This window comes from Cupriavidus sp. BIC8F (assembly GCF_032465815.1).
Lineage (GTDB): Bacteria > Pseudomonadota > Gammaproteobacteria > Burkholderiales > Burkholderiaceae > Cupriavidus > Cupriavidus necator.
The window spans coordinates 3,992,011-4,018,261 of record NZ_CP136094.1; the positions used below are offsets into that span (position 1 = coordinate 3,992,011).

General features: G+C 68.8%; 17 protein-coding genes, 1 other RNA gene and 1 pseudogene. 7 read left to right on the top strand and 12 right to left on the bottom strand.

Annotated features, from left to right (window positions below):
* Positions 1 to 118 precede the first annotated feature (118 nt).
* The 9 genes and pseudogenes from RS901_RS18595 to RS901_RS18635 form a co-directional block, all read right to left on the bottom strand.
* The gene (locus RS901_RS18595) at positions 119 to 1,162 is read right to left on the bottom strand and encodes an ABC transporter substrate-binding protein (RefSeq protein WP_013957237.1); all 1,044 of its coding nucleotides are present in this window, start codon (positions 1,160 to 1,162) and stop codon (positions 119 to 121) included.
* 182 nt (positions 1,163 to 1,344) lie between these two features.
* Complete coding sequence (locus RS901_RS18600; protein ID WP_316150362.1) at positions 1,345 to 2,361, bottom strand: tripartite tricarboxylate transporter substrate binding protein; 1,017 nt, start codon at positions 2,359 to 2,361, stop codon at positions 1,345 to 1,347.
* A 48-nt stretch (positions 2,362 to 2,409) separates the two neighbouring features.
* Positions 2,410 to 3,378, bottom strand: a complete 969-nt coding sequence (locus tag RS901_RS18605) for a hydroxymethylglutaryl-CoA lyase (RefSeq protein WP_316150364.1) — start codon at positions 3,376 to 3,378, stop codon at positions 2,410 to 2,412.
* Positions 3,375 to 4,571 (bottom strand): CaiB/BaiF CoA-transferase family protein, encoded by a 1,197-nt coding sequence (locus tag RS901_RS18610; RefSeq protein ID WP_316150365.1) that lies wholly within the window; start codon positions 4,569 to 4,571, stop codon positions 3,375 to 3,377. The genes RS901_RS18605 and RS901_RS18610 overlap by 4 nt, the downstream gene beginning before the upstream one ends.
* Positions 4,572 to 4,750: 179 nt before the next feature.
* Positions 4,751 to 5,656, bottom strand: a complete 906-nt coding sequence (locus RS901_RS18615; RefSeq protein ID WP_010814256.1) for a LysR substrate-binding domain-containing protein — start codon at positions 5,654 to 5,656, stop codon at positions 4,751 to 4,753.
* Between the two features lie 76 nt (positions 5,657 to 5,732).
* Positions 5,733 to 6,347: a recombination mediator RecR gene (recR, locus tag RS901_RS18620; protein ID WP_010814257.1), complete on the bottom strand. Its 615-nt coding sequence runs from the start codon at positions 6,345 to 6,347 to the stop codon at positions 5,733 to 5,735.
* A gap of 8 nt (positions 6,348 to 6,355) precedes the next feature.
* Complete coding sequence (locus tag RS901_RS18625; RefSeq protein WP_013957243.1) at positions 6,356 to 6,688, bottom strand: YbaB/EbfC family nucleoid-associated protein; 333 nt, start codon at positions 6,686 to 6,688, stop codon at positions 6,356 to 6,358.
* A gap of 69 nt (positions 6,689 to 6,757) precedes the next feature.
* Positions 6,758 to 9,118: pseudogene (locus tag RS901_RS18630) on the bottom strand (DNA polymerase III subunit gamma/tau).
* Between the two features lie 120 nt (positions 9,119 to 9,238).
* Positions 9,239 to 11,722, bottom strand: a complete 2,484-nt coding sequence (locus RS901_RS18635) for an adenosylcobalamin-dependent ribonucleoside-diphosphate reductase (RefSeq protein ID WP_316150371.1) — start codon at positions 11,720 to 11,722, stop codon at positions 9,239 to 9,241.
* A 167-nt stretch (positions 11,723 to 11,889) separates the two neighbouring features.
* On the opposite strand from RS901_RS18635, the gene ffs reads away from it, so the two are divergent.
* Positions 11,890 to 11,988, top strand: an RNA gene (ffs, locus tag RS901_RS18640) — signal recognition particle sRNA small type.
* A gap of 161 nt (positions 11,989 to 12,149) precedes the next feature.
* Here ffs and RS901_RS18645 read toward each other — a convergent pair.
* The 3 genes from RS901_RS18645 to RS901_RS18655 all read right to left on the bottom strand — a co-directional run bounded on the left by RS901_RS18645 (position 12,150) and on the right by RS901_RS18655 (position 19,054).
* Positions 12,150 to 15,779: a UvrD-helicase domain-containing protein gene (locus RS901_RS18645; RefSeq protein ID WP_316150372.1), complete on the bottom strand. Its 3,630-nt coding sequence runs from the start codon at positions 15,777 to 15,779 to the stop codon at positions 12,150 to 12,152.
* Positions 15,776 to 18,643 (bottom strand): PD-(D/E)XK nuclease family protein, encoded by a 2,868-nt coding sequence (locus RS901_RS18650; RefSeq protein ID WP_316150373.1) that lies wholly within the window; start codon positions 18,641 to 18,643, stop codon positions 15,776 to 15,778. The genes RS901_RS18645 and RS901_RS18650 overlap by 4 nt, the downstream gene beginning before the upstream one ends.
* A 138-nt stretch (positions 18,644 to 18,781) precedes the next feature.
* The gene (locus RS901_RS18655; RefSeq protein WP_013957248.1) at positions 18,782 to 19,054 is read right to left on the bottom strand and encodes a hypothetical protein; all 273 of its coding nucleotides are present in this window, start codon (positions 19,052 to 19,054) and stop codon (positions 18,782 to 18,784) included.
* 443 nt (positions 19,055 to 19,497) lie between these two features.
* Between RS901_RS18655 and trxA the strand changes: the two genes are divergently transcribed.
* The 6 genes from trxA to RS901_RS18685 all read left to right on the top strand — a co-directional run bounded on the left by trxA (position 19,498) and on the right by RS901_RS18685 (position 26,176).
* A complete protein-coding gene (trxA, locus tag RS901_RS18660) occupies positions 19,498 to 19,824 on the top strand; it encodes a thioredoxin TrxA (RefSeq protein WP_010814265.1) in 327 nt (108 codons plus the stop codon).
* Between the two features lie 179 nt (positions 19,825 to 20,003).
* A complete protein-coding gene (rho, locus tag RS901_RS18665) occupies positions 20,004 to 21,266 on the top strand; it encodes a transcription termination factor Rho (protein ID WP_010814266.1) in 1,263 nt (420 codons plus the stop codon).
* Between the two features lie 98 nt (positions 21,267 to 21,364).
* Complete coding sequence (locus RS901_RS18670; RefSeq protein ID WP_316150380.1) at positions 21,365 to 22,216, top strand: zinc-dependent peptidase; 852 nt, start codon at positions 21,365 to 21,367, stop codon at positions 22,214 to 22,216.
* Positions 22,217 to 22,417: 201 nt separating this feature from the next.
* The gene (locus RS901_RS18675; RefSeq protein WP_010814268.1) at positions 22,418 to 22,678 is read left to right on the top strand and encodes a type B 50S ribosomal protein L31; all 261 of its coding nucleotides are present in this window, start codon (positions 22,418 to 22,420) and stop codon (positions 22,676 to 22,678) included.
* A 245-nt stretch (positions 22,679 to 22,923) separates the two neighbouring features.
* The gene (locus RS901_RS18680; RefSeq protein WP_316150382.1) at positions 22,924 to 24,711 is read left to right on the top strand and encodes a glycosyltransferase family 39 protein; all 1,788 of its coding nucleotides are present in this window, start codon (positions 22,924 to 22,926) and stop codon (positions 24,709 to 24,711) included.
* 112 nt (positions 24,712 to 24,823) lie between these two features.
* Complete coding sequence (locus tag RS901_RS18685) at positions 24,824 to 26,176, top strand: MATE family efflux transporter (RefSeq protein ID WP_316150384.1); 1,353 nt, start codon at positions 24,824 to 24,826, stop codon at positions 26,174 to 26,176.
* The last annotated feature ends 75 nt before the right edge of the window (positions 26,177 to 26,251 follow it).

Here is a 26,251-nt window from a genome sequence, read left to right on the forward strand (position 1 = left end):
TCCCGCCGTGGCGGCGCCGGGGGGCGCGGCGCGGGCGGGTGATGATGGATTGGCCGTCAAGGCTTCAAAGCAAAGGCCCGCTGCGGACAGCGGGCCGATGGCATCGACGGCGAGGGTCTTACTTGTACTTCGCGTTGGCCTTCTGCACGAAGGCGTTGGTGTAGGTCTCTTCCAGCTTGACCGGCTTGCCCTTGAGCTCGGCGTCGAACTGGCTCAGCGCGTTGAACGCGGTGCGCGGGCCGTCGGCCGGCATGGTGCCGTCCGGCGAGATCGCTTCCTTGACCTTGTCCCACGCGGCCAGGTACAGCGCGCGGTCACCCAGCAGGTAGCTTTCCGGCACGGTCTTGACGATATCGGACGGGCCCGCCTTCTGCAGCCACTTGAGCGCGCGCACCATGGCATTGGTCAGCGCCTGCGTGGTGTTGGGGTTCTGCTGGATAAACGCCTGCGACGCATACAGGCAGCCCGACGGCATGTTGCCGCCGAACACAGCCTGGGTGTCCTTGAGCGTGCGGGTGTCCGAGGCGATGCGCACTTCGTTCTTCTGCGTCAGCATCGACACCACCGGGTCCAGGTTGGCCATCGCATCGATCTGGCCCGAACGCATCGCCGCCACCGCGCCGGCGCTGGCGCCCACGCCGATGAACGACACATCGGACGGCTTCAGGCCGGCCTTGGCCAGCACGAAGTTGGCCATCATGTTGGTCGACGAGCCCGGCGCGGTCACGCCGATCTTCTTGCCCTTCAGGTCGGCGATCGACTTGAAGTTTGGCATGGTCTTGTTCGACACCACCAGCACGATCTGCGGGGCGCGGCCCTGCAGCACGAATTCCTGGTAGCGCTGGCCCTTGGCCTGCAGGTTGATGGTGTGCTCGTAGGCGCCCGAGACCACGTCGGCGCTGCCGCCCACCACGGCCTGCAGCGCCTTGGCACCTCCGGCGAAGTCGACGATCTCGACGTCCAGCCCTTCTTCCTTGAAGTAGCCGAGGCGCTCGGCAATGGTCAGCGGCAGGTAGTAGAACAGGTTCTTGCCGCCCACCGCGATGGTGACCTTGGTCTTCTCGGGCTTGCCCTGCGCCTGCGCCTGGCCGAAGGTGAACCAGCCGGCCAGGAACAGCGCCAGCGCGATCAGGAATTGCTTCCAGAATTTCTTGTTATACATGCGAGATCTCCTACCCGTGTGGACTGGCGCTGCGGCTAACATGCGCTCGAAGGGGGGCGCGCCGCGGTGCGGCAAGTTGCGATGCTACCGGATGGTGCGATGCACCGCATCGGTATCAACACCTAGCAAACCCGCCAGCTTAGCGCCCTTACCTTTCGATCACCTTGCCTCAGCCCTCGCCATCATTCCGCGTGGATGTCGGCGGACTTGATCACCTTGCCCCAGCGCGCCAGCTCCGCCTTCTGGTACTGCCCCAGTTGCTGCGGGTTCATGTACTTGGCCTCGGCGCCCAGGTCCTCGGCCTTCTTGCGGAAGGCTTCGGTGCGCATGATCTTGTCGATTTCGCCGGTCAGCTTGTCGATCACCGGCTTGGGCGTGCCGGCCGGTGCGTACATTGCAAACCATGACGACACGTCCAGGTCGGGGTAGCCGGCCTCGGGCGCCGACGGCACGTCCTTCAGGCTGGGCAGGCGGGTCTTGCTGGTCACCACCAGCGGACGCAGCTTGCCGGCGGCGATATGGGCCATCAGCGGCGGCGGCGTGGTGATGGTCAGGTCCACCGAGCCGCCCAGCAGGTCGGTCATGGCCGGGCCGGTGCCCTTGTAAGGCACGTGCGTGATTTTCGTGCCGGCCATCTGGTTCAGCAGCTCGGTCGATACGTGCTGCAGCGAGCCGTTGCCCGACGAGGCGTAGTTGAGCTTGTCCGGATTGGCCTTGGCGTAGGCCACCAGTTCCTTCAGCGACTTGACCGGCAGGCTCGGGCGCACCACCAGCACCTGCGGCGCCGACAGGATGTTGGCCACCGGCGCAAAGTCCTTGACCGGGTCCCACGACAGGTTCTTGACCAGCAGCGGCGTGATCACGTGGAAGCCCGAGTACTGCAGCATCAGCGTGTAGCCGTCCGGCTTGGCCCGTGCCACCAGTTGCGCGGCGATGCTGCCGTTGCCGCCGGGACGGTTGTCCACCACCACCGGCTGGCCGAGCGCCTTGGACAGCGGTTCCGCAATCATGCGCGCCGCGATGTCGGTGGTGCCACCGGCAGCGGCCGACACCACCAGGGTCACCGGACGGGTGGGATAGGTACCGTCCTGCGCCAGGGCGACGGGCGCGAACCATGCCACACCGAGTGCCGCCAGCGTGGCGGCTACGGCCTTGCGCCGTGCGGGCACGGTGGACTTGCGTTGAAGGGCTTGCTTCATGAGGGTCTCCGTTATCTGTTGGATGTGTTGTTCTTGTCTGGGTGCCGGCTATGCCTGCCCGGCGAAATGCTCTGCCATCCAGGCCGGCGGCTGGTGCGTGCGCAGGCGCGGGCCGGCGCTCAGCAGCTGGCTGTGGATGTCGCGCCCGACCAGCGCCGGCATGCCGGCCACCACGTCGAGCAGCGCGCCCAGGCCGACGCCGGTCTCGACGCCCATGCAGTCGAACATGTGGACCAGGTCTTCGGTGCTGACGTTGCCGCTGGCACCGGGGGCGTAAGGGCAGCCGCCCAGGCCGCCGGCGGCCGCGTCGAAGCGCGTCACGCCGGTCTGCCAGGCAGCCAGGGCATTGGCCAGGCCCATGCCGCGGGTGTTGTGCAGGTGGATGGTCAGGCCGGTATCGGGCAGCGCGGCCTGGAAGGCTTCGCACAGTGCCGCAACCTGGTTCGGGTAGGCCATGCCGGTGGTGTCGCACAGCGTGATGCCGGCCGCGCCGGCCTTGGCAAAGCGGGTGGCCAGTGCCATCACCGCGGCGCTGTCGACCTCGCCTTCGAAGGGACAGCCAAACACGGTCGACAGCGAAATGTTGACCGGCACCCCGGCGCCGCGCGCCGCCTCGATCATCGCCAGCAATTGCGCTTGCGACTGCTCGCGCGTCATGCGCAGGTTGGCGCGGTTGTGCGTCTCGCTGGCCGACATCACCAGGTTGACCTCATCCGGCTGGCACGACAGCGCACGCTCCAGCCCGCGCAGGTTGGGCACCAGCGCGGTATAGCGCACGCCCGGGTGGCGCCGCATGCGGTGCATCAGTGCCTCGGCGTCGGCCAGCGCCGGAATGGCGCGGGCCGAGGTGAAAGAGGTGGCTTCGATGCGGGCAAAGCCGCAGGCCGACAGCGCGTCGAGGAAGGCGACCTTGGCGTCGGTCGGCACCACCACCGGCTCGATCTGCAGGCCGTCGCGCGGCGCGACTTCGTTGATCTCGACGCGTGCCGGACCGCGCAGGTTGGCGGCGGCGCTCATGCGATCACCTTGCGCGCGCGCAGGTCGGCAATGGCGGCGTCATCGAAGCCAGCCTGCTTCAGCACCGCATCGGTATGCTCGCCCAGTGCCGGCGCGCGGTCATGGATGGCGCCGGGGCTGGCCGACAGCTTGGGCACCACGCCCGGCACTTCCACCGTCAGGCCGCCGGCCGAGGTCACCGACTCGATCACACCACGGGCGCGGTAGTGCGGGTCTTCGGCGATGTCCTTGACGGTATAGATGCGGCCAGACGGCACCTGGGCGTCGCGCAGCACCGCCAGCGCCGATTCCACGGTCTGCGTGCGGGTCCAGGCGGCGATGGCGGCATCGATCTCGTCGACGCGCTGCACGCGGCCATCGTTCTGCGCCAGCGCCGGATCGTCGGCCAGGTCGGGCCGGCCGATAGCCAGCATCATGCGCTTGAAGATGGCGTCGCCATTGGCCGCCACCAGCACGTATTCGCCGCTGGCGCAGGGATAGGCATTGGACGGCGCGATCCCCGGCAGCGCGCCGCCAGCGGGCTGGCGCACCGCGCCAAAGGCCGAGTATTCCGGCAGCAGGCTTTCGCTCAGGTTGAACAGCGACTCGTACAGCGCCACGTCGATGACCTGGCCTTCGCCGCCGCGCGCGTCGCGCTGGTACAGCGCCAGCAGCACGCCCATGGCGCCGTGCAGGCCGGCGATGGTATCGCCCAGCGACAGGCCGGCGCGCACCGGCGCGCGGCCCGGCTCGCCGGTCAGGTGGCGCAGGCCCGCCATGGCTTCGGCCACGGCGGCAAAGCCGGGTTCATCCTTCTTCGGGCCGGTCTGGCCGTAGCCCGACACGCGCAGCATGATCAGGCGCGGGTTGTCGGCATGCAGCACATCCCAGCCCAGGCCCCACTTCTCCATGGTGCCGGGGCGGAAGTTCTCGATCAGCACGTCGGCCTCGGCGGCCAGCTTGCGCACCAGTGCCTGGCCTTCCGGCTGGCGCAGGTCGATGCAGATCGACTCCTTGTTGCGCGACTGCGCCTCCCACCAGACCGAGGTGCCTTCATGCAGCATGCGCCATTTGCGCAGCGGGTCGCCCTGCCCCGGCGGCTCCACCTTGATGATGTGGGCGCCAAAGTCGGCCAGGGTCTTGGCGGCAAAGGGGCCGGCGATGAGTTGTCCGAGTTCGAGGACGCGAATGCCCTCGAGGATCTGTTGCGCCATGGGGTGTCTCCGTACGATGCGGCTGTCTTGTTGCAGTGCGGCAAGACCAATGACTGGCGTGCCATACATTGCGTTCGGACGGAGTGTGCCCCAGCAGGGTGCCGGCCAGGAATCGGCAATCGGTGAAGCGGGCTTTCTCGGAACGCGAAAGGCCCTGGGAAATCCCTAGGAAGCGCGCGTCAGAACGGCGCCCGGTCGCCGCACAGGTGGGTGATCAGCAGCCGCGCCGACACCGTCAGCCCGGCCGGGTCGCGCAGCCCGATCAGCAGCGAGCGGCGCGCCCAGGCGTCCTGCAGCGACACCAGCGACAGCCCCATCGACTTGACGTGCGGCTCGGCCGCGATGCGCGGCAGCACGCCCACGCCCAGGCCGGCCATCACCATGCGGCACATGGCGTCGAAGCTGCGCACCTGGATGCGCAGCCGGAACGGCCGGTCCAGCCGGCTGCTCTCTTCCAGCAGGCGAGCGGCCAGCGAGGTTTCCTGCGGCAGGCTGACGAAGTCGAATTCCAGCGTATCGGCATAGTGCACCGGGCCGCGCGCGGCCAGCGGATGGTTAGGCGGCGTGATGATGACCAGCTCGTCCTGCCGGTACTCGATCGTCATCAGCCCGGCCGCGGGGGTGCGGTCGGCAAAGATGCCGACGTCGGCCCGGTTCTCGACCAGCGCGGCGACGATGTCGCGGCTGTTCTGCTCTTCCAGCTCGATGCGGATGGTGGGATGGCGCTGCATGAACGACGCCAGGTCGTCGGGCAGGAACTGCGTGATCGCCGAGGTGTTGGCGCACACCCGCACCTGCCCGCGCACGCCCGAGGCGTAGTCCGACATCACGCCGGCCATGCGCTCTACGTCCTGCAGGATGGTCAGCGCATGGTGGAAGCAGGCCTGGCCGGCCTCGGTCAGCTGCACGCCGGCGGCATGGCGGAAGAACAACGGCGCGCCGACCGCGGTTTCCAGGTCGGAGATGCGCTTGCTGGCGGCGGCCACGGCCAGGTGCGACTGGCGCGCGCCGGCCGAGATGCTGCCCTGCCGGGCCACGGCGACGAACAAGCCAAGCGTGACGAGATCGAAGCGGGCCAGGTTCATGGGGCAGGCAGGTAGGCGGAGGAATCCGGTGATCGGCGCGCGGGCACATGGGGGCTCCGGCCCCGCGCGATCGGGCTCAGAGGTTGCGGCGGTCCATCACCGCGCGGGCGATGGTGCCGGCATCGACGTATTCCAGCTCGCCGCCCACCGGCACGCCGCGCGCCAGGCGCGACACCTTGAGGCCGCGCGCCTTGAGCATCTCGCCGATGTAGTGCGCGGTGGCCTCGCCTTCGCTGGTGAAGTTGGTGGCGACGATGACTTCGCCGACCGGGCCGCCCAGCTCAGGCTCGGTGGCGCGCGCGAGCAGCCGGTCCAGGTGGATCTCGCGCGGGCCGATGCCGTCCAGCGGCGAGAGCCGGCCCATCAGCACGAAGTACTTGCCGCGGTAGGTCAGGGTCTGCTCGATCATGACCTGGTCGGCCGGGGTTTCCACCACGCACAGCACCGAGGCGTCGCGGCGGTCGTCCAGGCAGGTCTCGCAGATCTCCTGCTCGGTGAAGGTGTTGCAGCGCTGGCAATGGCGGATATGGTCCGCCGCGCCGCGCAGTGCATCGCCCAGCTTGCGCGCGCCCTCGCGGTCGTGCTGCAGCAGGTGGTAGGCCATGCGCTGGGCGGACTTGGGCCCGACGCCGGGCAGCACCCGCAGCGCTTCGACCAGTGCCTGCAGCGAGGTCGGGGACGATGCCTTCACAGTGGCGTTCAGAACGGCAGCTTGAAGCCCGGGGGCAGCGGCAGGCCCGAGGTCATCGAGCCCATCTTTTCCTGCGAGGTGGCTTCGGCCTTGCGTACGGCGTCATTGAAGGCGGCGGCGACCAGGTCTTCCAGCAGGTCCTTGTCTTCGCCCTCGGCCAGCAGGCTGGGGTCGATGGTGACGCGCTTGACGTCGTTCTTGCAGGTCATGACCACCTTGACGAGACCGGCGCCGGACTGGCCCTCGACCTCGATCAGGGCCAGCTGCTCCTGCATCTTCTTCATGTTTTCCTGCATCTGCTGGGCTTGCTTCATCAGCCCGGCGAGTTGACCTTTCATCATGATGGAATGCTCCTGGATTCGGTAAGAAATTCGGTGAAGTAGTTCGGTAAAGCAAACGCAGGCCGCGGATCAGGCAGCGCGCGGCTGGATCGAGCCCGGCACGATCTGGCCGCCAAAATCGCGCAGCAGGCCCTGTACAAAGGGGTCGGCCTCGATCACGGCCTCGGCCTGGCGCTGGCGCTCGGCGCGCGCCTCGGCATCGGCCGCCGCCGCGGTGATGGAAACCCCGCCCACCTCGCAGACCACGCGCACCGGCTCGCCGAAGTGGTCACACAGCGCCTGCTGCAGCCGCTCGGCCACGCCGTTCTCGCCCAGGGCCGCGACCGGGATGCGCAGGTGGAAGGTACGTCCGACCACCTGGGTCAGTTCGCTCTGGTAGGCCAGCTGCTGTGCCAGGCCCTTCAAGGGCAGGCCGGCGGCCAGCACCGGCCATTCGCCGGTGAAGGCAGGCGGGGTGCCATCCTCGCCCGCCACAGGCGGGCGCGGGGCGACGAATTTGGCGGACTCTGCCGGCGCCGTGGCTGGCTGCACGGGAGCGGCCTCGCGCGCCGGCTCGGCCTCGCGCGCGGGCGCCCGACCCGGCCGGGCCGGGCCGTTGCGCTGCGCGGCGGCACGCGGTGCCGGTTCGTTGAAACCGTTGTCGCGGTAGCCGGGATCGCTGTCATAGGGGCCGATGACCGGCAGGTCAGGCGGCAGCTCTTCCCACGGCGGCACGTCGCTGCCACCCGCCAACTCCCAGGGCGGCACGGATTCCGGCTCCGCCTGGCGCGCCGCGGGCTGCGCGGCGGGCCGTGCCGCCGGCGCGGACGACTGGACTGGCGACTGCATGGGCGCCTTCGCAACCGGCGCCGGCGCTGCCGGCGGGCGGCTCACGGCTGCCGCGCCGGGTGCTCGCAAGGGCTGTGCCGGCGGGCGCTGCGCGGCAGCCGGCGCTGCCGGCATGGCCGGCGGCGGCGTCTTGCGGCCGCCACCTCAGGCGGCGGAACCCTGGCGGGCAGCAGCCAACGCGGCGGCGGCGGGCGACATGGCCCCGTTGCCAGCGGCTGCGGTCGGGCGCGCTGGCGCCGCTTCAGGGGATGCAGGAACTGTGGCAGGCGCTGCCGCAGCTTCGGCCACGGGCACGGGCTGTACCGCCCGTGCGGGCATAGCGGCAGGGGCAGGAGCAGGAGCAGGCGCCGCCGCAGTACCGGCATTGACCTGCGCTGCGGCGTTGGCACCAGCCGTCGCATAGCGGGTATCAACGGGCTGGGCGGCCTCCAGCACGGCGGCGCCGCGCTGACGCACAGGCGCGGCGGCACCGCCGCCCTGCCCTTGCGTCGTGGTGGGCTCCGACGACGGCCGGAACGCCAGCATGCGCAGCAGCGTCATGGTGAAGCCGGCGTACTCGTCCGGCGCGAGCGCCAGCTCGCTGCGGCCGAGGTTGGCGATCTGGTAGAACAGCTGCACTTCCTGCGCGTCGAACACGCCGGCCAGGCGCCGCACCTCATCGGCTTCGGGCCATTCGTCCTGCACCGAGGCCGGCACGGCCTGTGCCAGCGCCACCTTGTGCAGCAGCGAGCCCAGGTCCTGCAGCGCGCCGGCGAACGACAGGCTGCGGTCGGCCATGGCATCGGCAATCGCCAGCATGGCGGCGCCGTCCTCGGCGGCCAGCGCATCGAGCAACTGCACCAGGTAGCCCTGGTCGATCGCGCCCAGCATGCCGCGCACCGCGTCTTCCGACACCTGGCCCGCGCTGTAGGCGATGGCCTGGTCGGTCAGCGACAGCGCGTCGCGCATCGAGCCGTGCGCGGCCTGGGCCAGCAGCCGCAGCGCGTTGCCGTCGTGGGCAATGCCTTCCTGCGCCAGGATATGGTCCAGGTGCGAGACGATATGCCCGGGCGGCATCTGCTTGAGGTTGAACTGCAGGCAGCGCGACAACACCGTGACCGGGATCTTCTGCGGATCGGTGGTGGCGAGGATGAACTTGACGTGCCCGGGCGGCTCTTCCAGCGTCTTCAGCATGGCGTTGAAGGCGTGGTTGGTCAGCATGTGCACTTCGTCGATCATGTAGACCTTGAAGCGCCCGGAGGTCGGGGCGTAGACCGCCTTGTCCAGCAGCTGCGCCATCTCGTCGACGCCGCGGTTGGAGGCGGCGTCCATCTCGATGTAGTCGACGAAGCGGCCGCTGTCGATCTCCTGGCAGGCCTTGCACTGCCCGCACGGCTGGGCGGTGATGCCGCCGTTGCCGTCAGGACCGATGCAGTTCAGGGCCTTGGCCAGGATCCGCGACAGCGTGGTCTTGCCGACCCCGCGCGTGCCGGTGAACAGGTAGGCATGGTGCAGCCGCTGCTGTTCCAGCGCGTGCGTGAGCGCGCGGACCACGTGCTCCTGGCCGACCAGCGTGGTGAAATCCCTGGGGCGCCATTTGCGCGCTAGAACTTGATAACTCATGGCGGCGATTGTAGCAAAAGGCGGCCCCCCTCCGGCCGCCGCCGCCCCGACCTCGCGGTCTTTATTCGCCACGCGCCGCGCGGGCCGGCTCCGGTGGCCGCAGCCCGCCAGCGGCGGGGCTCAGCCGCACTCGCCCACGTAGCCGCAATTGGCGCATTTGGCGCATCCGTCGACCTTGTGCAGGGCGTGCGCGCCACACTCTGGGCACGGCTTGCCGGTGCCGACGCCAGGGGTGCCGGGGGCCCGGGCCTGGCTGGCGAGATCCGCCCCGGCGTCCAGCGCCTGCCCCCCGCCCTCGCGCTGCGCCAGCCTGGCGGCCAGCGCCGCTACCGGCACCTGGCCGCCCTCGGCATCCAGGAAGCCGCGCTTGATCAGGATGCGCTGCAGCGCGTAGCTGAGCGCGGCCACTTCGGAGTCATGGAAGCGCGGCACCTCGGTGCCGTCCTGGCGCACCAGCGTGCCGTAGCGCACCGTGCCCTTGTCCCACACCACGTTGCGCATGTCCGCCAGCGCCTTGGCCACCGAGCCGCCCGAGCGCGCCACCATCGACAACAGCCGCATGGTCGAGGTGATCCACTGCTGGCCCTCGCTGCGCTGCCCCGCCGGCATGAAGAACTCCACCGGCCGCTCGATTTCCACCGGCTTGCCATCGGCCACGCCGGCAACGCGCATGAAGTTGACGGTCAGGTAGACGGTCTTGTGGCCCTCGTAGGTCAGGTATTCGACCTTGGAGGTCACCCCCTCCAGGTCGCCCACCGGCCGGCTGCCGAAGGGCCGCACCAGCGGGTTGTCGTCGGCCACGGCAGCGGGCGCCGCCGCCGGCGCCTCTACTGACAGCACGGCCCCCAGCACCGAATTGGGGCGATAGGTCGCCAACCCCTTCAGGCCGGCCTTCCAGGCCTCCAGGTACAGGTTGCGGAAGGCCTCGTACGGGTAGTCCTCCGGCACATTGACAGTCTTGCTGATGCTGGTGTCGATATACGGCTGCACCGCTTCCAGCATCCGCATATGGTCCAGCGCCGACATCTGCAGCGCGGTGACGAAGGCATCCGGCAACTGGGCCATGTCGGCCCCCATGTGACGGTAAAGCCGCCAGGCATGATCCGCCACCTCGAAGCTGCGGTAGGTGTTGTCCGGCATCCGCTTCTTGCGGTTGTAGGTCCACGAGAAGGCGGGCTCGATGCCATTGGACGCATTGTCGGCAAAGGCCAGTGTGATGGTGCCGGTGGGTGCGATCGACAGCAGGTGCGAATTGCGCAGCCCATTGCGCGCAATGGCATCGCGCAAGCGTTCGGGCAGACGGCCGGCAAACCCGCTCTGCAGGTAGGCGTTGGCATCGAACAGGGGGAAGGCGCCCTTCTCCAGCGCCAGTTCGGTCGACGCCAGGTAGGCATCGTCGCGCATGCGTTCCGAGATCCGCGCCGCCAGCTGCCGCGCCGGCTCGGTGTCATAGCGCAGGCCCAGCATCACCAGCGCGCTGCCCAGTCCCAGGAAGCCCAGCCCGACGCGGCGCTTGGCGTGGGCCTCGGCCTGTTGTTCGGGCAACGGCCAGAAGGTCACGTCGAGCACGTTGTCGAGCATGCGCGTGGCCACGCGCACCACCTCGGCAAAGGCATCGAAATCGAATTCGGCCTGCGGCGAGAACGGCTGGCGCACGAAGCGCGTCAGGTTGATCGAGCCCAGGCAGCAGCAGCCATAGGACGGCAGCGGCTGCTCGGCGCAGGGATTGGTGGCTTCGATGCGCTCGCAGTAATAAAGGTTGTTGTCGGCGTTGATCTGCGACAGGAACAGGATGCCCGGCTCGGCATGGTCGTAGGTGGCCTGCATGACCTGGTCCCACAGGTTGCGCGCCGGCACGCGCCGGTACACCCACTGGCCATCGTCGCGGCGATAGGCGCCCGCGGCGATCATGTCGGCACCTGGCTCGGCCTCATGCACGAGCTCGACCTCGCCGTCGGCCTGCACGGCCTGCATGAAGGCGTCAGTGACGCCAATGGAGATATTGAAGTTGCTGAGGTCGCCCCTGTCCTTGGCGTGGATAAAGCTCTCAATATCGGGATGATCGCAGCGCAGCACGCCCATCTGCGCGCCGCGGCGGGCGCCAGCGGATTCCACGGTGGCACAGGATGCGTCGAACACCTTCATGAACGACACCGGCCCCGAGGCGCGCGAATGCGTGGCCCGCACCAGCGCGCCGGCGGGGCGGATCGCGGAGAAGTCATAGCCCACGCCGCCGCCGCGGCGCATGGTTTCGGCTGCCTGCGCCACCGCCGTGTAGATGCTGGGGCGGCCTTCGCGCGGCTCCGACACCGAATCGCCCACCGGCTGCACGAAGCAGTTGATCAGCGTGGCCTGGATGCCGGTGCCCGCCGCCGAATTGATGCGCCCGGCCGGCACGAAGCCGTTTTCCTGCGCCCACAGGAAGCGTGCGCTCCAGGCCTCGCGCTGGTCCTCGGGTTCGGCCTGCGCCAGCGCGCGTGCCACGCGTTGCCTGACATCGGCAATGCTGCGCTCTTCGCCCTTGGCGTATTTCTCTATCAGGACTTCGGTGGAGATTTCCTGCGGCGCCAGGGCGCCGCGAATGATCTGGTCGTTTGCGTTCATGTATTGGCTCACCACGGTCTGGGTCGGTGAATGGTCGGGCCCCCGCGGCCCGCGTTGCCTGCGCCAGATCAAGCCGACGCATTTGCCGCGGGCAATGACCCACCATTGCAAAGGGCATTCAACGCAATTTCTCCGCGGTATCGCGGTCTGGGGTACAATGCCGCTCGGACGGGCCTCCTCGCATGGTGGCGCGGTCAACCTGGTCAGGTCGGGAACGAAGCAGCCACAGCCGTTTTCCGCCAGTGCCGAGGGTCAGGCTCGTCCACCTCACACCCCCTCCTGCTGTACCCCTCCCGCTATATCCGCCCGCACGCAGTCGCTTGCAGCGCAGTCCCTGTCACTTTAGTACAGCCGGGCCGCGATCGCGCGCGCCGCACACCCCATTTTGCGCCGATTCTGGCACCCTGTCCGGGTGCCACGCCAGCCGTCAGAACAGCGAGCCCTGCTGCGGCATTGGCGACACCGGCGGCGCCAGGCGCTCGGCGGGAATCCATTCGCCGTCCGCAGTGGCCACGCCGGCCTCGATACGCTTGCCCGGGAACATCGGCGCAATCGCGGCCGCATAGCGGCCCAGCTGCGCGCGGTAGGCGGCATGCTCCTGCGGCAGGAGCCGCAGCTTGTAGTCGACGATCACCACGCGGGCGTCGAATTCCACCAGCCGGTCGATACGCAGCAGCCTGCCGCGCGCGTCATAGAGCTCGACTTCATTGCGCGCGCTGCGGGCGTCCCCTGCCCCCAGCAACGGCGCCAGCGCCGGCGCGAGCAGCATCGCAGCCACCGCCTCCAGCGCTTCTGCCACCTGTTGCCGCCACGCCTGCCGTGCCGGCCCGGTGTGCGCGCCCGTCAGCGGGAACCAGCGCAATACGGTGTCGATCCCTGGCACGCCGGCAAAGGCTTCGGGATAGCGCGTCAGGCGTTCCAGCAAGGCATGCACCAGCTCGCCGTGGCGGGCGGCCGCGGCGTTGAAGACGATGCCGTCGGACTCGTCTTCAGCTTCCGCCTCGCCCTCTTCTTCAAGCGCGATCCCCTGCCGCGCATCCACTGCATCGCGACAGCGCAGCCGGAAGTCGGTAAAGCGCACCGGCTCGCTCAGGCGCGCGGGCATCGGGGCCTGGTCCTGCGCATCGGCCAGCTCGCCCGGATAGGCCGGCACCATCTCGCCGACGCCTGCGGCCTGCAGCCGCACATACCAGCTGCCGGCGATCTCGGCATTGCCCTCGCCCGAACCGCTGCGGCTGGCCCGGCCCTTGACCCCGCTGACCAGCAAGCCCTGCTGCGCGCGCGTCATGGCCACGTACAGCAGGTTCCAGTTCTCGCGCTCGCCCAGCGCCGCCTCTGACTCGAACAACGACGCACGCGCCAGCCCGCGCTCGCTGCGCTTGCCGTAGCCCGAGAAATGCCGAGGCACCGGCGACGACGGCGGCCAGTCGACCAGGATGCCGCCCCGGTCCGCGGCCGGCTCACTGTGGTTGGCATCGAGCAGCACCACGAACGGCGCCTCCAGGCCCTTGGCCGCATGCACGGTCAGGATATGAACCGCGTCGAGGCCGGCAAACGCCGGATCGTCCTCGGCCGGCTCCACGTCTTCGGCGCTCTCGCCCATGCCGCCTTCGTCGGGACTTTCGCCCTCGTCGCCGCGGCGGATTTCCTGCAGCTCGTCGATAAACTTCGGCAGGCTCGGATAGCGCCCGCCGTCGAGGTCCAGCGACAGCTTAAGGAAGGCATCGAGGTTGGCCAGCACCTGTTCGCGGATATCCGGCGGCGCGGCCTCGGCATAGCGGCGCCGCACTTCGCCGCCGTGGAAGATCTGGTCGATCAGGTCATGCACCGGCTGATGCGGCGCGACGCGCAACCACTGGCGCAACCGCTGCACGCCTTCGCGCAGCGCATCGGATACGTGCCCGGGCAGGCCGCCTGACTCGATGCGTGCCCACCAGCTGCCCTCGCCTTCGATCCGGGCCAGCGCCAGCAGGTCGTCGTCAGTCGCCCCCACCAGCGGGCTCTTCAGTACATGCGCGAGATCCAGGTCCGATTCCGGCGTCATCAGGAACGCCAGCAACGCTGATAGGTCCAGCGCCTCGAGCGTGGCCAGCAGGCCGCCGCGGCGCGGGCTCAGGCACGGGATGCCGGCCTCGCGCAGCGCGCGCTCATAGTCAGCCAGATGGGTCTTGCGGCGCACCAGCAGATGCATGTCGCTCCAGCGCGCGGGGCGCTGCTCGCCGCCTTCATGGACCGGCACGGTGTCGCGCACCAGGCGCAGCCACGCGGCCACGCGCCGGCCTTCTTCCAGCCGCAGCGAATCGCCGGCCTGCCGGCGCGGCTGCAGCAGCGTGTCGCGATGGGCCGAGGCGGCCTGCGCCGGTTCGTCCTCGGCGGCGCCGTCCACGGCTTCAGCGGCCTTGTCGTCGGCCTTGTCCTCGGGCTCCACCAGCGGCAGCAGCCAGACCGGTCCGTTGCCGCCGGCCAGTGCCGTGGTCTGGGTCGCGTACAGCGGATAGCGGCCCTCGGCGCGCGCGCTGTCGAACACGGCGTTGACCCAGTCCAGCACTTCGGCACGGTTGCGCCGGGTGCGGTTGGTGCGCAGCACGGTGGCGCCGAACGCATCGCGCAGCATCTCGCCGGCCGCGCCGAACAACCGTGCATCGGCGCGCCGGAAGCGGTAGATCGACTGCTTGGGATCGCCCACCAGGAACACCGTCGGCCGCTCGCCCAGGCCCGCATAGCCGGCCAGCCAGCCCTGCAGGATGCGCCACTGCAGCGGGTTGGTGTCCTGGAACTCGTCGAGCAGCAGATGGCGGTAACGCGCGTCGAGCCGCACCTGCAGGTAGGTGGCGGTCTCTTCGTCCGACATCAGGCGCGCGGCCTGCCATTCCAGGTCGGCGAAGTCCATCGCGCGCTGCTCGTCCTTGTGCCGCTGGTAGCGCGTCAGCAAGGCATCGCCAATGCAGAACAGCGCGCGGTTGATCGCCAGCACCGCGGCTTCGCAACAACGCGCGCTGATGTCGTCAAGCATGGCGCAGATCGAGGCATGCTCGTCCAGCAACGCATCGACCATGCCTTCGCCGCCGGCGGCCTTGACCAGCGCCGCGGTGCGCCGCAGGGAACGCGGGCCTCCGGTGGTGGTGAAGAACGCGGCGCGCAACTGCGCGAACACCCGTTCGGCGGGCTTGCCGGGCGCCGCGCCCGCTTCGCGCCACGCGGTGATCGCCATCAGCGCATCGGTGATGCGGGCGGCGTGGGTCTGCTCGGTCTTGCCGGCCGCGCCCAGGCGCAGCGCCAGCGACTCGCAGGCATCGCGCCAGCCTTCGTCGGCCAACGCCTGCAGCAGCACGTCGCCCTGGGCGTCTTCGCCCAGGCAGTCGGACAGCGCCTGTAGCGGGTCACCGCCCTCCTGCATCGCCCACCATTCGCTGCGGGCATGGAACATCGCGTCCAGCAGCGCGCGTGCCTGGAAGTCGCCCACGGTATCGACCAGCGTTTCCCAGGCTTCGCGCAAGTCGGTGTATTGCGGCGTCGCCAGCGCGCGCCAGACCGGGGCCCAGGCTTCGCGCTTCATGCGCAGCGCATCTTCGCGCAGCGCCGCGCCCGGCACGATGCCCGAGGCCAGCGGTGCGCCGCGCAGCAGCGTGCCGAACCAGCCGTGGAAGGTATCGATGGCCATGCGCCCGGGCGCGGCCAGCACCTGCGCATGCAGGCGCCGCGCACGCGGCAGCGCCTCGCGCGCGGCGTCGGGCGTCAGGCCACGCTGCACCAGCGCGGCGATCACGTCGTCGTCGCTGTCGCGCGACAGCTGTGCCAGCACCTCCAGCAGGCGGTCGCGCATTTCTTCGGCGGCCTTGCGCGTGAAGGTGATGGCCAGGATCTCATGCGGCGCGGCGCCGGCCAGCAAAAGGCGCACCAGCCGCGCCACCAGCAGCCAGGTCTTGCCGCTGCCGGCACAGGCTTCCACCACGACAGAGCGTGCCGGATCGCAGGCGGCGCGCGTGAACTCGGGCTCGGAAACGGGCTCGCCGTCGCGCTGGTAAGGCTGGACGTGGTGCGGATCGTGAGGCGTCATGATGTCAGCGCCGGCACGGCGGTGGATTCCCAGAAGCCCTTGCGGCACAGGCCGCGGGCAGTGCAATACAGGCAGGCGGAGGCATCGCCGAAGGCCGGCAGCCTGGCGCCCTGGCGCAGGCGCATGACGTCGTCGCGCATCTGCCGTTCCAGCCAGATGACGGCGGCTTCAAAATCGGGCAGGCCGACTTCGCGCTGCGCCGCCGGTGCGCCCTCGCGCGCGCCTTCGAGCGATACCCAACTGCCCGCTGCCGCATCGGCGCGCAGCAGACCGTAGAACGGCAACTGGCAGTCTTCCTCGACCTCGGCCAGCTTGCGCTTGAGGCGGGTGGCGCTCTGCGTCTTGTAGTCGAGCACGGCATGCGCCCCGCCCGGGCCCTGGTCAAGCCGGTCGATGCGCCCGGTCAGGCGCAGCGGCTGGCCGTCGGGCATCGGCAGGTCGATGCCGGCGTCGAGCTCGCCGCCGCGCCAGAACCAGCCCTCGGCCTCGCGTGCGGATTGCCAGGCGACGTACGACGGCATCACCTCGCGCCAGCGCCGGTAGTAGGCAATGGCATTGCCGTCCTCGGCCATCAGCGCGCCGAACACGTCTTCGGAAATCTCGGCCAGGCGGGCCAGGCGCTGGTCTTCCGCCAGCGTCTCGCCGCGCTCGCGGCGCGCCTGCAGGTCCTTGTGGTAGCGCAGCAGCACCTGGTGCAGGTGTTCGCCGATCTCGCGCTTTTCCAGCTCGTCGCTGACTGTCTCCAGCCCGGCCAGGCCCAGCATGCGGCCGGCGAAGAACTGGTAGGGGCAGCGGCGCAGCATGTTGTAGGCCTGCGCGCTCCAGCGCACCGGCACCAGCGCGGGCTCTGCCGCCGGCGCCGGCATGCCCTGCGGATTGGCAAAGGTCTCGTGTGCCTGCGGTGCGGCGGCGGCTTCAATGGTGACGCCCGCGCGCGCGCAGCACGCCGCCAGCCGCTCGATCCAGCCCGACACATGATGCGGCTCGCCGCGGCTGCCGTAGCGTTGCCAGGTCAGCACCACGTCGTCGTTGTTCAGCAGCACCTCGGCCAGGTCGCGCGCCTGTTGCGCAAAGCGGGCCTCGCGGTCTTCCAGGTCCAGTTCGCGCCGCATCTGGTTGGAGAAGAACATCAGCTCGGCGGCGCTGGACGGCAGTTGCGCGTCATCGCAGCCGACGATCACCACGCCCTCGAAGCGGCGCATGCGCGCGCCGTTCAGCGGCAGGATGGTGATGCGCGCCGGGCCGCTGGCCGAGGGCTCCTTGTAGGCGACCGATTCCAGCAGCGCCGACAGCATCGCGCGGAACTCGCCCTGCGACAGGGTGGCATGGCCGCCGGTCTCGTCCAGCGGCAACTCCTGCAGCCGCGCCAGCGCATCGAGCAGCTGGCTGCCGGCATCGTCCGCGGCCAGCGCCGCGCGCATGCCGAGGCCGTCGAGCATGCCGTCGAGCCGTTCCAGCCAGGTTGCCAGCGGATGCTGCGCCAGGCCGCGCGGCCAGCGCGCGGCCTCGTCGGCGAGCACGGCGATGAGCGCACGCGCGGCGCGGCGCGGCGCTTCGGCGGCATCTTCATCTTCCGCGGCAGCTTGCTGCGCGGCGGTCGGTGCGTGACCGAACAGCTGGCGCAGGCGCGCCCAGCCGCCGGTGATGCCCTCACGCCGCACCTGGCGCTCAAGCAGCGCGATGGCCGCGCCGCGCCCGGCAACCTCCGGCAGGCAGAACGGGCTCTTGAGCAGGTCCAGCAGCGCGGCGGTGTCGCCGTCGCGCACCAGCAGATCGAACCAGCGCATCAGCGCGGCGGCGGCGCGCGTGGTGGAAAGCTTCCAGCCGGTCTCGTCGCGCACCGGTGCCCCGGCGCGCGCCAGCAAGGCGCGGGCGCGCCGTGCCACCACGCGGTCGTGCGCGACCAGCGCCACCTGGCGGCGGCCTTCATTGAGCCACTGCACCAGCTGCGCGGCTGCCGCGGCGGCTTCATCCTCGAAGCGCGCGCTGCCGACCACGCGGATCGCCGGACGCTGCGGCGGCAGCGCAGGCATGGCCGGCGGGGGGGCGGCGGCTTCGGCATCGTCGGCGATCCTCGCTTCCGGCCACAGCGCCAGCAGCGTCTGGTACCAGTCGGCATCGCTCTCGCCCTGCCCGGTCCAGTCATAGCCGACCTGCAGCACCGGCACCAGCTCGGCGGCATCGCGCAGGAACGCGGCTTCAAGCGGCGTGGGCGGGGTCGGGGCAATCCAGATCACTGGGCCGCGCAGCTGCTGCGACAGCTCGCGCAAGGCGCGGCGCCGTGCCGGCAGCGGATCGTCCGGCCCCGACAGCGCCTGCCAGAAAGCCAGCACGATGCGCGCCTCTTCGCCGAGGAAGCGCTCAGACAGATGCGAGTAGGTCCGTTCCAGCGCGCCCTGCAGCAGGCCGGCGCGATCGTCGCCGTCGATCTCGTCATCGTCGCGGATGGCAGCGTCTTCGAGCCAGCGCGCGTTGAGCTCGTCGCAGATCGACAGCAGCGTCTGCGACAGGCCCCATGCGGCGGTCTCGTTCTGGGCGCCGAAGGCGCGGCGCAGCCAGTCCTGCCCGCGCACCGCCTGCTGCACGGCCAGCAGGCGCGCGGCCGGGCTGCGCACCGGGGCGCCCTCGGGCGGCAGGTCGAGCAGCCAGTGGCCCAGCGTCAGCACGCGCGGCAGCAGCCGCGGGCGGCCCGCCGCACGGGCGGCGGCGTCCAGTGACTGGCGCACGCCCGGGATCTGCGCGGCGGTGGGCACGACCACGTGCCCGCCCGCCTCCGGCGCGCCGCAGCGGTCGAGGAAATACCAGGCAGCGGTGGCCGCCTGGTCGAGGAAATCAGGGCCAGGGCGAAAACGTAGCGACGTCATGGGCGCGTGGGGCGCAGCCCGGAATGGCTGCGCGAACTGCGTCGGTCGGCGAAAGCGTCAGGATGCAACGGAAACAATACGGGCGCCGCCGGCCTGAGCGGCTGGCGGCAAGTGCGATGCGGGACAGGCGCAGCCGGCTCAGTCCGAGCCGCTTTCCAGCCGGGCGCGGATCTCGCGCGCGGTCTCGAGCAGGCCCTCATAGCCGGAGCGCGCATGCTCGGGCAGGTCCGGGTCGCCCACCAGGGTACCGAGGGTCTCGATGATGCTGTAGACCAGGCCGCGTGCGGCACCGCTGGCGATGCTGTTGGTCTCCACGGCGCTGCTGATATGGTCCAGCGCATCGCTCAGGTGGTCCACGTCCGGCGCCTGGCCGGGCTCGGGCTGCGAAGGCTTGCGGGGATCGGTGTTCATGTCGATGACCTAGTCAGTGGCGCAGGATGCAAGATTGGCCCGCTGGCGCCGCCTGCGAACCGCTTTCTATTCTACGCGCACGCCACTCGCATCCGGCACCGCGACGCACGCATAAGTGCATTCTATGACACACCCTTTCGCGTGCCGCGAGCGATTGCCCGAATCTCTCGGCGCCATAGAAAATAAGCATTTCAATGAATCCCCCGATTGCAGCAGAATCATTTCCGTGCCGGCGCCCTTTCGAGTGTTTGCCAGGCCGGTCTTGAAAATCGGCAAACTGGTAACATATCGGCAGCACCGGGCGCGGCAGCGGCCCCCACAGCCTGTTTGCGGGCTGCGGAGGCGGCCCGACGGGTCCGCGCAATCTCGTGTAAGGTAACGGTTCGGCCCTCCGAAGTCTCCAGCCTTCAACATAAACAGAGCGAAACCAGAGGTTTTCCGCCATGAGCGAACAAATCAAGTATGTGAGCGACGCCTCCTTCGACGCTGACGTCCTCCAGTCCGACAAACCCGTCCTGCTCGATTTCTGGGCGGAATGGTGCGGCCCCTGCAAGATGATCGCGCCGATCCTGGACGAAGTCGCCAAGGACTACGGCGACAAGCTGCAGATCGCCAAGATAAACGTCGATGAAAACCAGCAGGTGCCGGCCAAGTTCGGCATCCGCGGCATCCCGACGCTGATCCTATTCAAGAACGGCGCGGTCGCGGCCCAGAAGGTCGGCGCGCTGTCCAAGTCGCAACTGACCGCCTTCCTCGACGGCAACCTGTAAGCTGCGCGCCGGGACCTGACCCACGGTCCCGGTTTTGTCACGATCCGACGTGCGTGCGCCACATCCTGGCGCGCCGGTCGGATTGTGCTAAGATGCCACCAACAACTCCCCGAGCGTTCGCTCATTTCCCCCCTTCCCTTTAGGTCTCGCCCGTCCGGGCCCATCTGTACCCCTCGTCTATGCACCTGACAGAACTCAAATCGCTTCACGTGTCTGCGCTTCTCGAAATGGCGGCTACGCTCGAGATCGACAACGCACAGCGGATGCGCAAACAGGAACTGATGTTTGCGATCCTGAAGAAGCGCGCCAAGATGGGCGAAACCATCTTTGGAGACGGCACGCTGGAGGTGCTGCCCGACGGCTTCGGCTTCCTGCGCTCGCCCGAAACCTCGTATCTGGCCAGCACGGATGACATCTACATCAGCCCGTCCCAGATCCGCCGTTTCAACCTGCACACCGGCGATTCGATCGAGGGTGAAGTGCGTACGCCCAAGGACGGCGAACGCTACTTTGCACTGGTCAAGGTGGACAAGGTCAACGGGCAGCCGCCCGAAGCGGTCAAGAACCGCATCATGTTCGAGAACCTGACGCCGCTGCATCCGAACCGGCCGCTCACGCTCGAACGCGATATCAAGGCTGAAGAAAACATCACCGGCCGCATCATCGACATGATCGCGCCGATCGGCCGCGGCCAGCGCGCGCTGCTGGTGGCATCGCCCAAGTCCGGCAAGACCGTGATGCTGCAGCACATCGCCCACGCGATTGCCAACAATCATCCGGAAGCGGACCTGTTCGTGCTGCTGATCGACGAGCGCCCGGAAGAAGTGACCGAGATGATGCGCTCGGTGCGCGGCGAAGTGGTTGCGTCGACCTTCGACGAACCGGCCATCCGCCACGTCCAGGTTGCCGAAATGGTGATCGAGAAGGCCAAGCGCCTGGTCGAACTGAAGCGCGACGTGGTGATCCTGCTGGACTCCATCACCCGCCTGGCGCGTGCCTACAACACCGTGGTGCCGGCCTCGGGCAAGGTGCTGACCGGTGGTGTGGACGCCAACGCGCTGCAGCGCCCGAAGCGCTTCTTCGGTGCCGCGCGCAACCTGGAAGAAGGCGGTTCGCTGACCATCATCGCCACCGCGCTGATCGAAACCGGCAGCCGCATGGACGACGTGATCTATGAAGAGTTCAAGGGCACCGGCAACATGGAAGTGCACCTGGAACGCCGCCTGGCCGAGAAGCGCGTCTACCCGTCGATCAACCTGAACAAGTCGGGCACGCGCCGCGAAGAGCTGCTGATCAAGCCGGAAATCCTGCAGAAGATCTGGATCCTGCGCAAGTTCATCTCCGACATGGATGAAGTGCAGGCGATGGAATTCATCATGGACAAGATGAAGGCCACGAAGAACAACGCCGAGTTTTTCGATATGATGCGCAGAGGCGGCTGAGCCCTCGCTGCAGCATCGCCGCAAGGCGGACAGGAAGGCGTGCCCCGGCACGCCTTTTTTGTTGCCCGATCGTTTTCACAGCGCACGGCGCTACGCCCATGCTCGGCAAACTGACCTCATTCCTGCGCACCCGCTCGCGGGCCCGCAAGCTGGAGCACTACGCCATCCCTGATGCGCTGTGGACGCGCACGGTCGCCACGCTGCCGTTCGTGCAGCGCTACGGCAGCGAAGACCTGGCGGCGCTGCGCGAGCTGGCCACGCTGTTCATCGCCGACAAGGAATACTCCACCGCGCACGACCTGCCGCTGGCCGACGACATGGTGGCGAGCGTTGCCGTGCAGGCCTGCGTGCCGATCCTGAAGCTGGGGCTGCCGTGGTACCGGGGCTGGCATGGCATCGTGCTCTACCCGGGCGAGTTCATCATCCGCCGGACCGTGCAGGACGAGATCGGCCTGGTGCACGGCGTGGTCGAGGAAGCCAGCGGCGAGGCCTGGGAGCACGGGCCGGTGATCCTGTCCTGGCCCGACGTGCACAGCCCCGGGGCCGGCATCGACAGCGACCACGAACTGCCGGCCGATACCTACAACGTGGTCATTCACGAGTTCGCCCACAAGCTGGACATGCTCGACGGCGAGCCCGACGGCGTGCCGCCCTTCTCGCGCGTGCTGCACCCGGGCATCGACGCGGAAGCCTGGGCCGAGACCTTCCTGACCGAGTACGACCGTTTTGCCGAGGCCTGGGACGCGCGCGACGAGGCCGACTGGGAGCATCCGGAGCGGCTGCCGCCGGCGCTGCGCATCATCGACCCATATGGGACCGAGGCGCCGAGCGAGTTCTTTGCCGTGACGTCAGAGGCATTTTTTGTCGAACCAACCGGGCTTGCGCGACACTGGCCGGTTGTATACCAGTCGCTGGCCGCCTTCTATCGCCAGGACCCGGCCTCCATGTGATGTTTTTGCCGCATTCCTGCGCAACACTTTCTGTGCCACACGTGGCGCAGGCTCTTCCCCAAGTATTTGTTTTTCTGCCATAATCCCAGTTTGCCCGTTACCGGCAAGTGGTTCGTTCGTCGCCGCGCCATGCACGCTCTCGCCCTCGGCAGAGAACAGCGGATTGCAACGGACTGGCTACCCAACCAGAAAGGACTCATCATGAAAGAAGGCATTCACCCGAATTATCGCGAAGTCGTGTTCCAGGACATGTCCAGCGACTTCAGCTTCATCACCCGCTCGACCATCCAGACCAAGGACAAGATCGTGAAGGACGGCAAGGAATACCCGCTGGCCAAGATCGAAGTCTCGTCGGAATCGCACCCGTTCTACACCGGCACCCAGAAGATCATGGACACGGCCGGCCGCGTGGAAAAGTTCCGCCAGAAGTTCGGCAACAAGCTGGGCAAGGCTGCGAAGTAATCGCTTTCAGCGAACCCCGCTTCGCAAGGCCTGCGGACAGATGCTCCGTGGCCTGTGCGAAACAGCAAAGAGGCAGCATCGGCTGCCTCTTTGCTTTTGTGCCGGACCATGACCGGTACCGCTGCATTCATTGGATTTACCCCACACCCCGTGAGGCTTCCACGCCATGCCACGGCCCGCGCGGCCGCCGCATGCGCGATACTGTGGCCTTCGCGCCATTGCGCCACGGCCCGACCTGAGCATCGATGCGTCAAGCCAATACCTCACCCGTCCAGTTGACCGCTGCCGCGACCGGCGCCTTGCCGCGCGCGCTGCTGCTGGCGATCTGCATCATCTATGGCCTGGTCGGCCTGTTCGGCCGCGACCCCTGGAAGAACGAGGACGCCGCCGGCTTTGGCGTGATGTGGCAACTGGCCACCGGCAACCTGCACGACTGGCTGATGCCGAATATCGCCGGCCGCCCGTACAGCGAGGACGGCCCGCTGGTGTTCTGGATCGGCGCGCTGATGATTCGCGGCTTCGGCAACTGGCTGGGCGCGGCCGACGCCGCGCGGCTGGCCACGGCGTTGTTCTTCTTCGCGACCTGCGCCTGCATCTGGTACACCACCTACCTGCTGGGCCGGCGCGACGAGGTCCAGCCATTTGCCTATGCCTTCGGCGGCCAGCCCAATGCGCGCGATTACGGCCGCACGCTGGCCGACGGCGCGCTGCTGATCTTCCTGGCCTGCGTGGGCCTGGCCATGCGCGGGCACGAGACCACGCCGCAGGTCGGCCAGGTCGCCTTTATCGCACTGGCCCTCTACGGCATGGTGCGCAGCCTCGACAAGCCCATCCAAGGCAGCCTGGCCTATGGCGCCGCGCTGGGCGGGCTGGCACTGGCCAGCGGACCCATGCTGCCGCTGGCGCTGCTGGGCGGCAGCGCGGTCTGCGCGCTGGTGTGCAAGCCGCTGCCGTGGCGGCGCCTGGCCGCCATCGGCATCCCGCTGGCGCTGCTGACGGTGTCGGCGTGGCTGGCGGCCGCCTACTTCGGCGCAGCTGACCGCGACGAGGCGGTGACCTTTATCCGCGAATGGTCGCGCTATGACCGCCGCAGCTACGGTTCGCCCAACATGGCGACCTTCGGCTTCAATATGCGCAACCTGTTCCTGTACACGTGGCCGGTCTGGCCGATCGCGGGCTGGGCCTGGATCGCGTGGACCGGCATGCGCCGCGCACCCCATGTGGCGGCGCCGCTGGCGCTGCTGCTGCCGGTGCTGGTGCTGCTGTTCCTGCAGCGCAGCGCCGGCGACGTGCAGTTCATCCTGCTGCTGCCGCCGATGGCCGTGCTGGCCGCATTCGCGCTGCCCACGCTGGCGCGCGGCGTGATCAACGCGATCGACTGGTTCGCGCTGCTGTTCTTCACCATCTTCGGCGGCACGGTCTGGTTCATGTGGATCGCCAAGACCACCGGCTGGCCGCCGCGCATCGCGCGCAATGTCTTCCGCCAGCTGCCCGGCTACCAGCATGAGTTCACCATCGCCGCGGTGGTGTTCGCGCTGGCGGCCACGGTCGCGTGGGTGCTGATCGTGCGCTGGCGGCTGTCGCGCGCGCCCAAGCAGATCTGGCGCCCGGTGGTGATTTCCGCCGCCGGCACCACCCTGATGTGGGTCATGGCCATGACGCTGTGGCTGCCCTCGATCAACTACGGCAAGACCTACCGCGACGTAGCCCAGGCCGCGGCGATGGCGCTGCCGCCTGCCTACCAGTGCGTCCAGCCGATCCGCATGGGCGATGCGCAGCTGGCGTCGTTTGCCTATTTCGGCCGTATCCGCTTTGGCGGCCCCAACGACGGCTGCGACGTGCTGCTGCGCCATGACTCGGTCGACTATGGCGAGCCGGGCAATATCTCGCATTTCGAGTGGCGGCTGATCTGGGAAGGCCGCCGCCCCGCGGACCGCGACGAGCGCTTCCGCATGTATCGGCTGGTCGATACCGCGCGCGCCGTCCATCCGCGCCCCGACCTGCCGCGGCGCCGCCTGCCGCGCCAGCCCTGAGCCCTTTCCGGCATCACCACCACCGCAGCGCCTGTCGCGCCATCGAACCATTCCGGCCGCAGGCGGCTGCGGGGCTGACCATCCAGCCCTGACCAAGCCTGCCGAGCCCTGAATGACCCTGTTCCAAGACCTTCGCCGTATCGCCAGCCTGGCCGGCCCAGTGCTGGCCGGCCAGCTTGCCGTTATCGCCTTTGGCGTCATCGATACCGTGATGGCCGGGCGCGCCTCGGCGACCGACCTGGCCGCCGTGGGACTGGGCGGCTCGATCTACGTCACCATCTATATCAGCCTGATGGGCGTATTGCAGGCACTGTCACCCATCGCCGGGCAGCTCTATGGCGCCGGCCGCATCGCGGCGATCGGCGCCGAGGTCCGGCAGGCCGCATGGCTGGGCGCCGCGCTGGCGATTCCGGGCGTGCTGCTGCTGGCCTTCCCGGCCCCGCTGCTCGCTTTCGCCAAGGCGCCGCCCGAACTGGTCGAGAAGGCCACCGCCTACCTGCATTTCGGCGCCTTCGGGCTGCCGGCGGCGCTGGGTTTCCGCATCTACTCGGCACTGAACAATGCGCTGTCGCGCCCGATCATGGTGACGGTGCTGCAGATCGGCGGGCTGGCGCTGAAGGTGCCGCTCAATGCCTGGTTCATCCACGGCGGCCTGGGCGTGCCGGCCATGGGCGGACCCGGCTGCGGCCTGGCCTCGACGCTGATCAGCTGGACCTGGTGCATCGCCGGGCTGCTGATCCTGCGCTACGGCGGCGCCTATCACCCGCTGCGGATCTTCAGTACCTGGAGCTGGCCGGCTGCCGCGCCGCTGCGCGCGCTGCTGCGACTGGGCGTGCCGATGGGCCTGACCTACCTGATCGAGATCACCTCGTTCACGCTGATGTCGATCTTCATCACGCGCCTGGGCACGGTGACGCTGGCCGGGCACCAGATCATCGCCAACCTGGGCGCGGTGGCCTACATGCTGCCGCTGTCGCTGGGGATTGCCACTTCGTCGCTGGTGGCACAGCATCTCGGCGCGCGCGACCTGGCCGGCGCCAGCCGCCTTGCCTGGCGCGGTATCCGCATGGCGGTGACGCTGGCGGTGCTGACCGGTGCCCTGCTGTGGCTGCTGCGCAAGCCGGTGCTGCATGCCTACGCGAGCGATCCCGCGGTGGTCGCGGCAGCGCTGCCGCTGGTGCTGTTCGTGGCGTTCTACCAGGCCTTCGACGCGGTTCAGGTGATGACGGCGTTTATCCTGCGCGCGTACAAGATCGCGCTGATTCCGACGCTGATCTACGCCGGCGCGCTGTGGGGCATCGGACTGGGCGGGGGTTATGTGCTGGGCTTCGGGCTGATCGAGGGCATGCCCGCCTTCACGCGCGGCGCCAGCGGCTTCTGGCTGGCCAACAGCATCAGCCTGGCGATTGCAGGCGTGCTGCTGGTGCGGTATTTCAGCCGGGTCAGCAAGGATCCGGAAAACTGACTCTGGCACTGGCCGCCCGCAAGGGCGGCGGCCAGCAATTTCAACAGCCGGAAAAGAAAAACGCCCGCTTGCGCG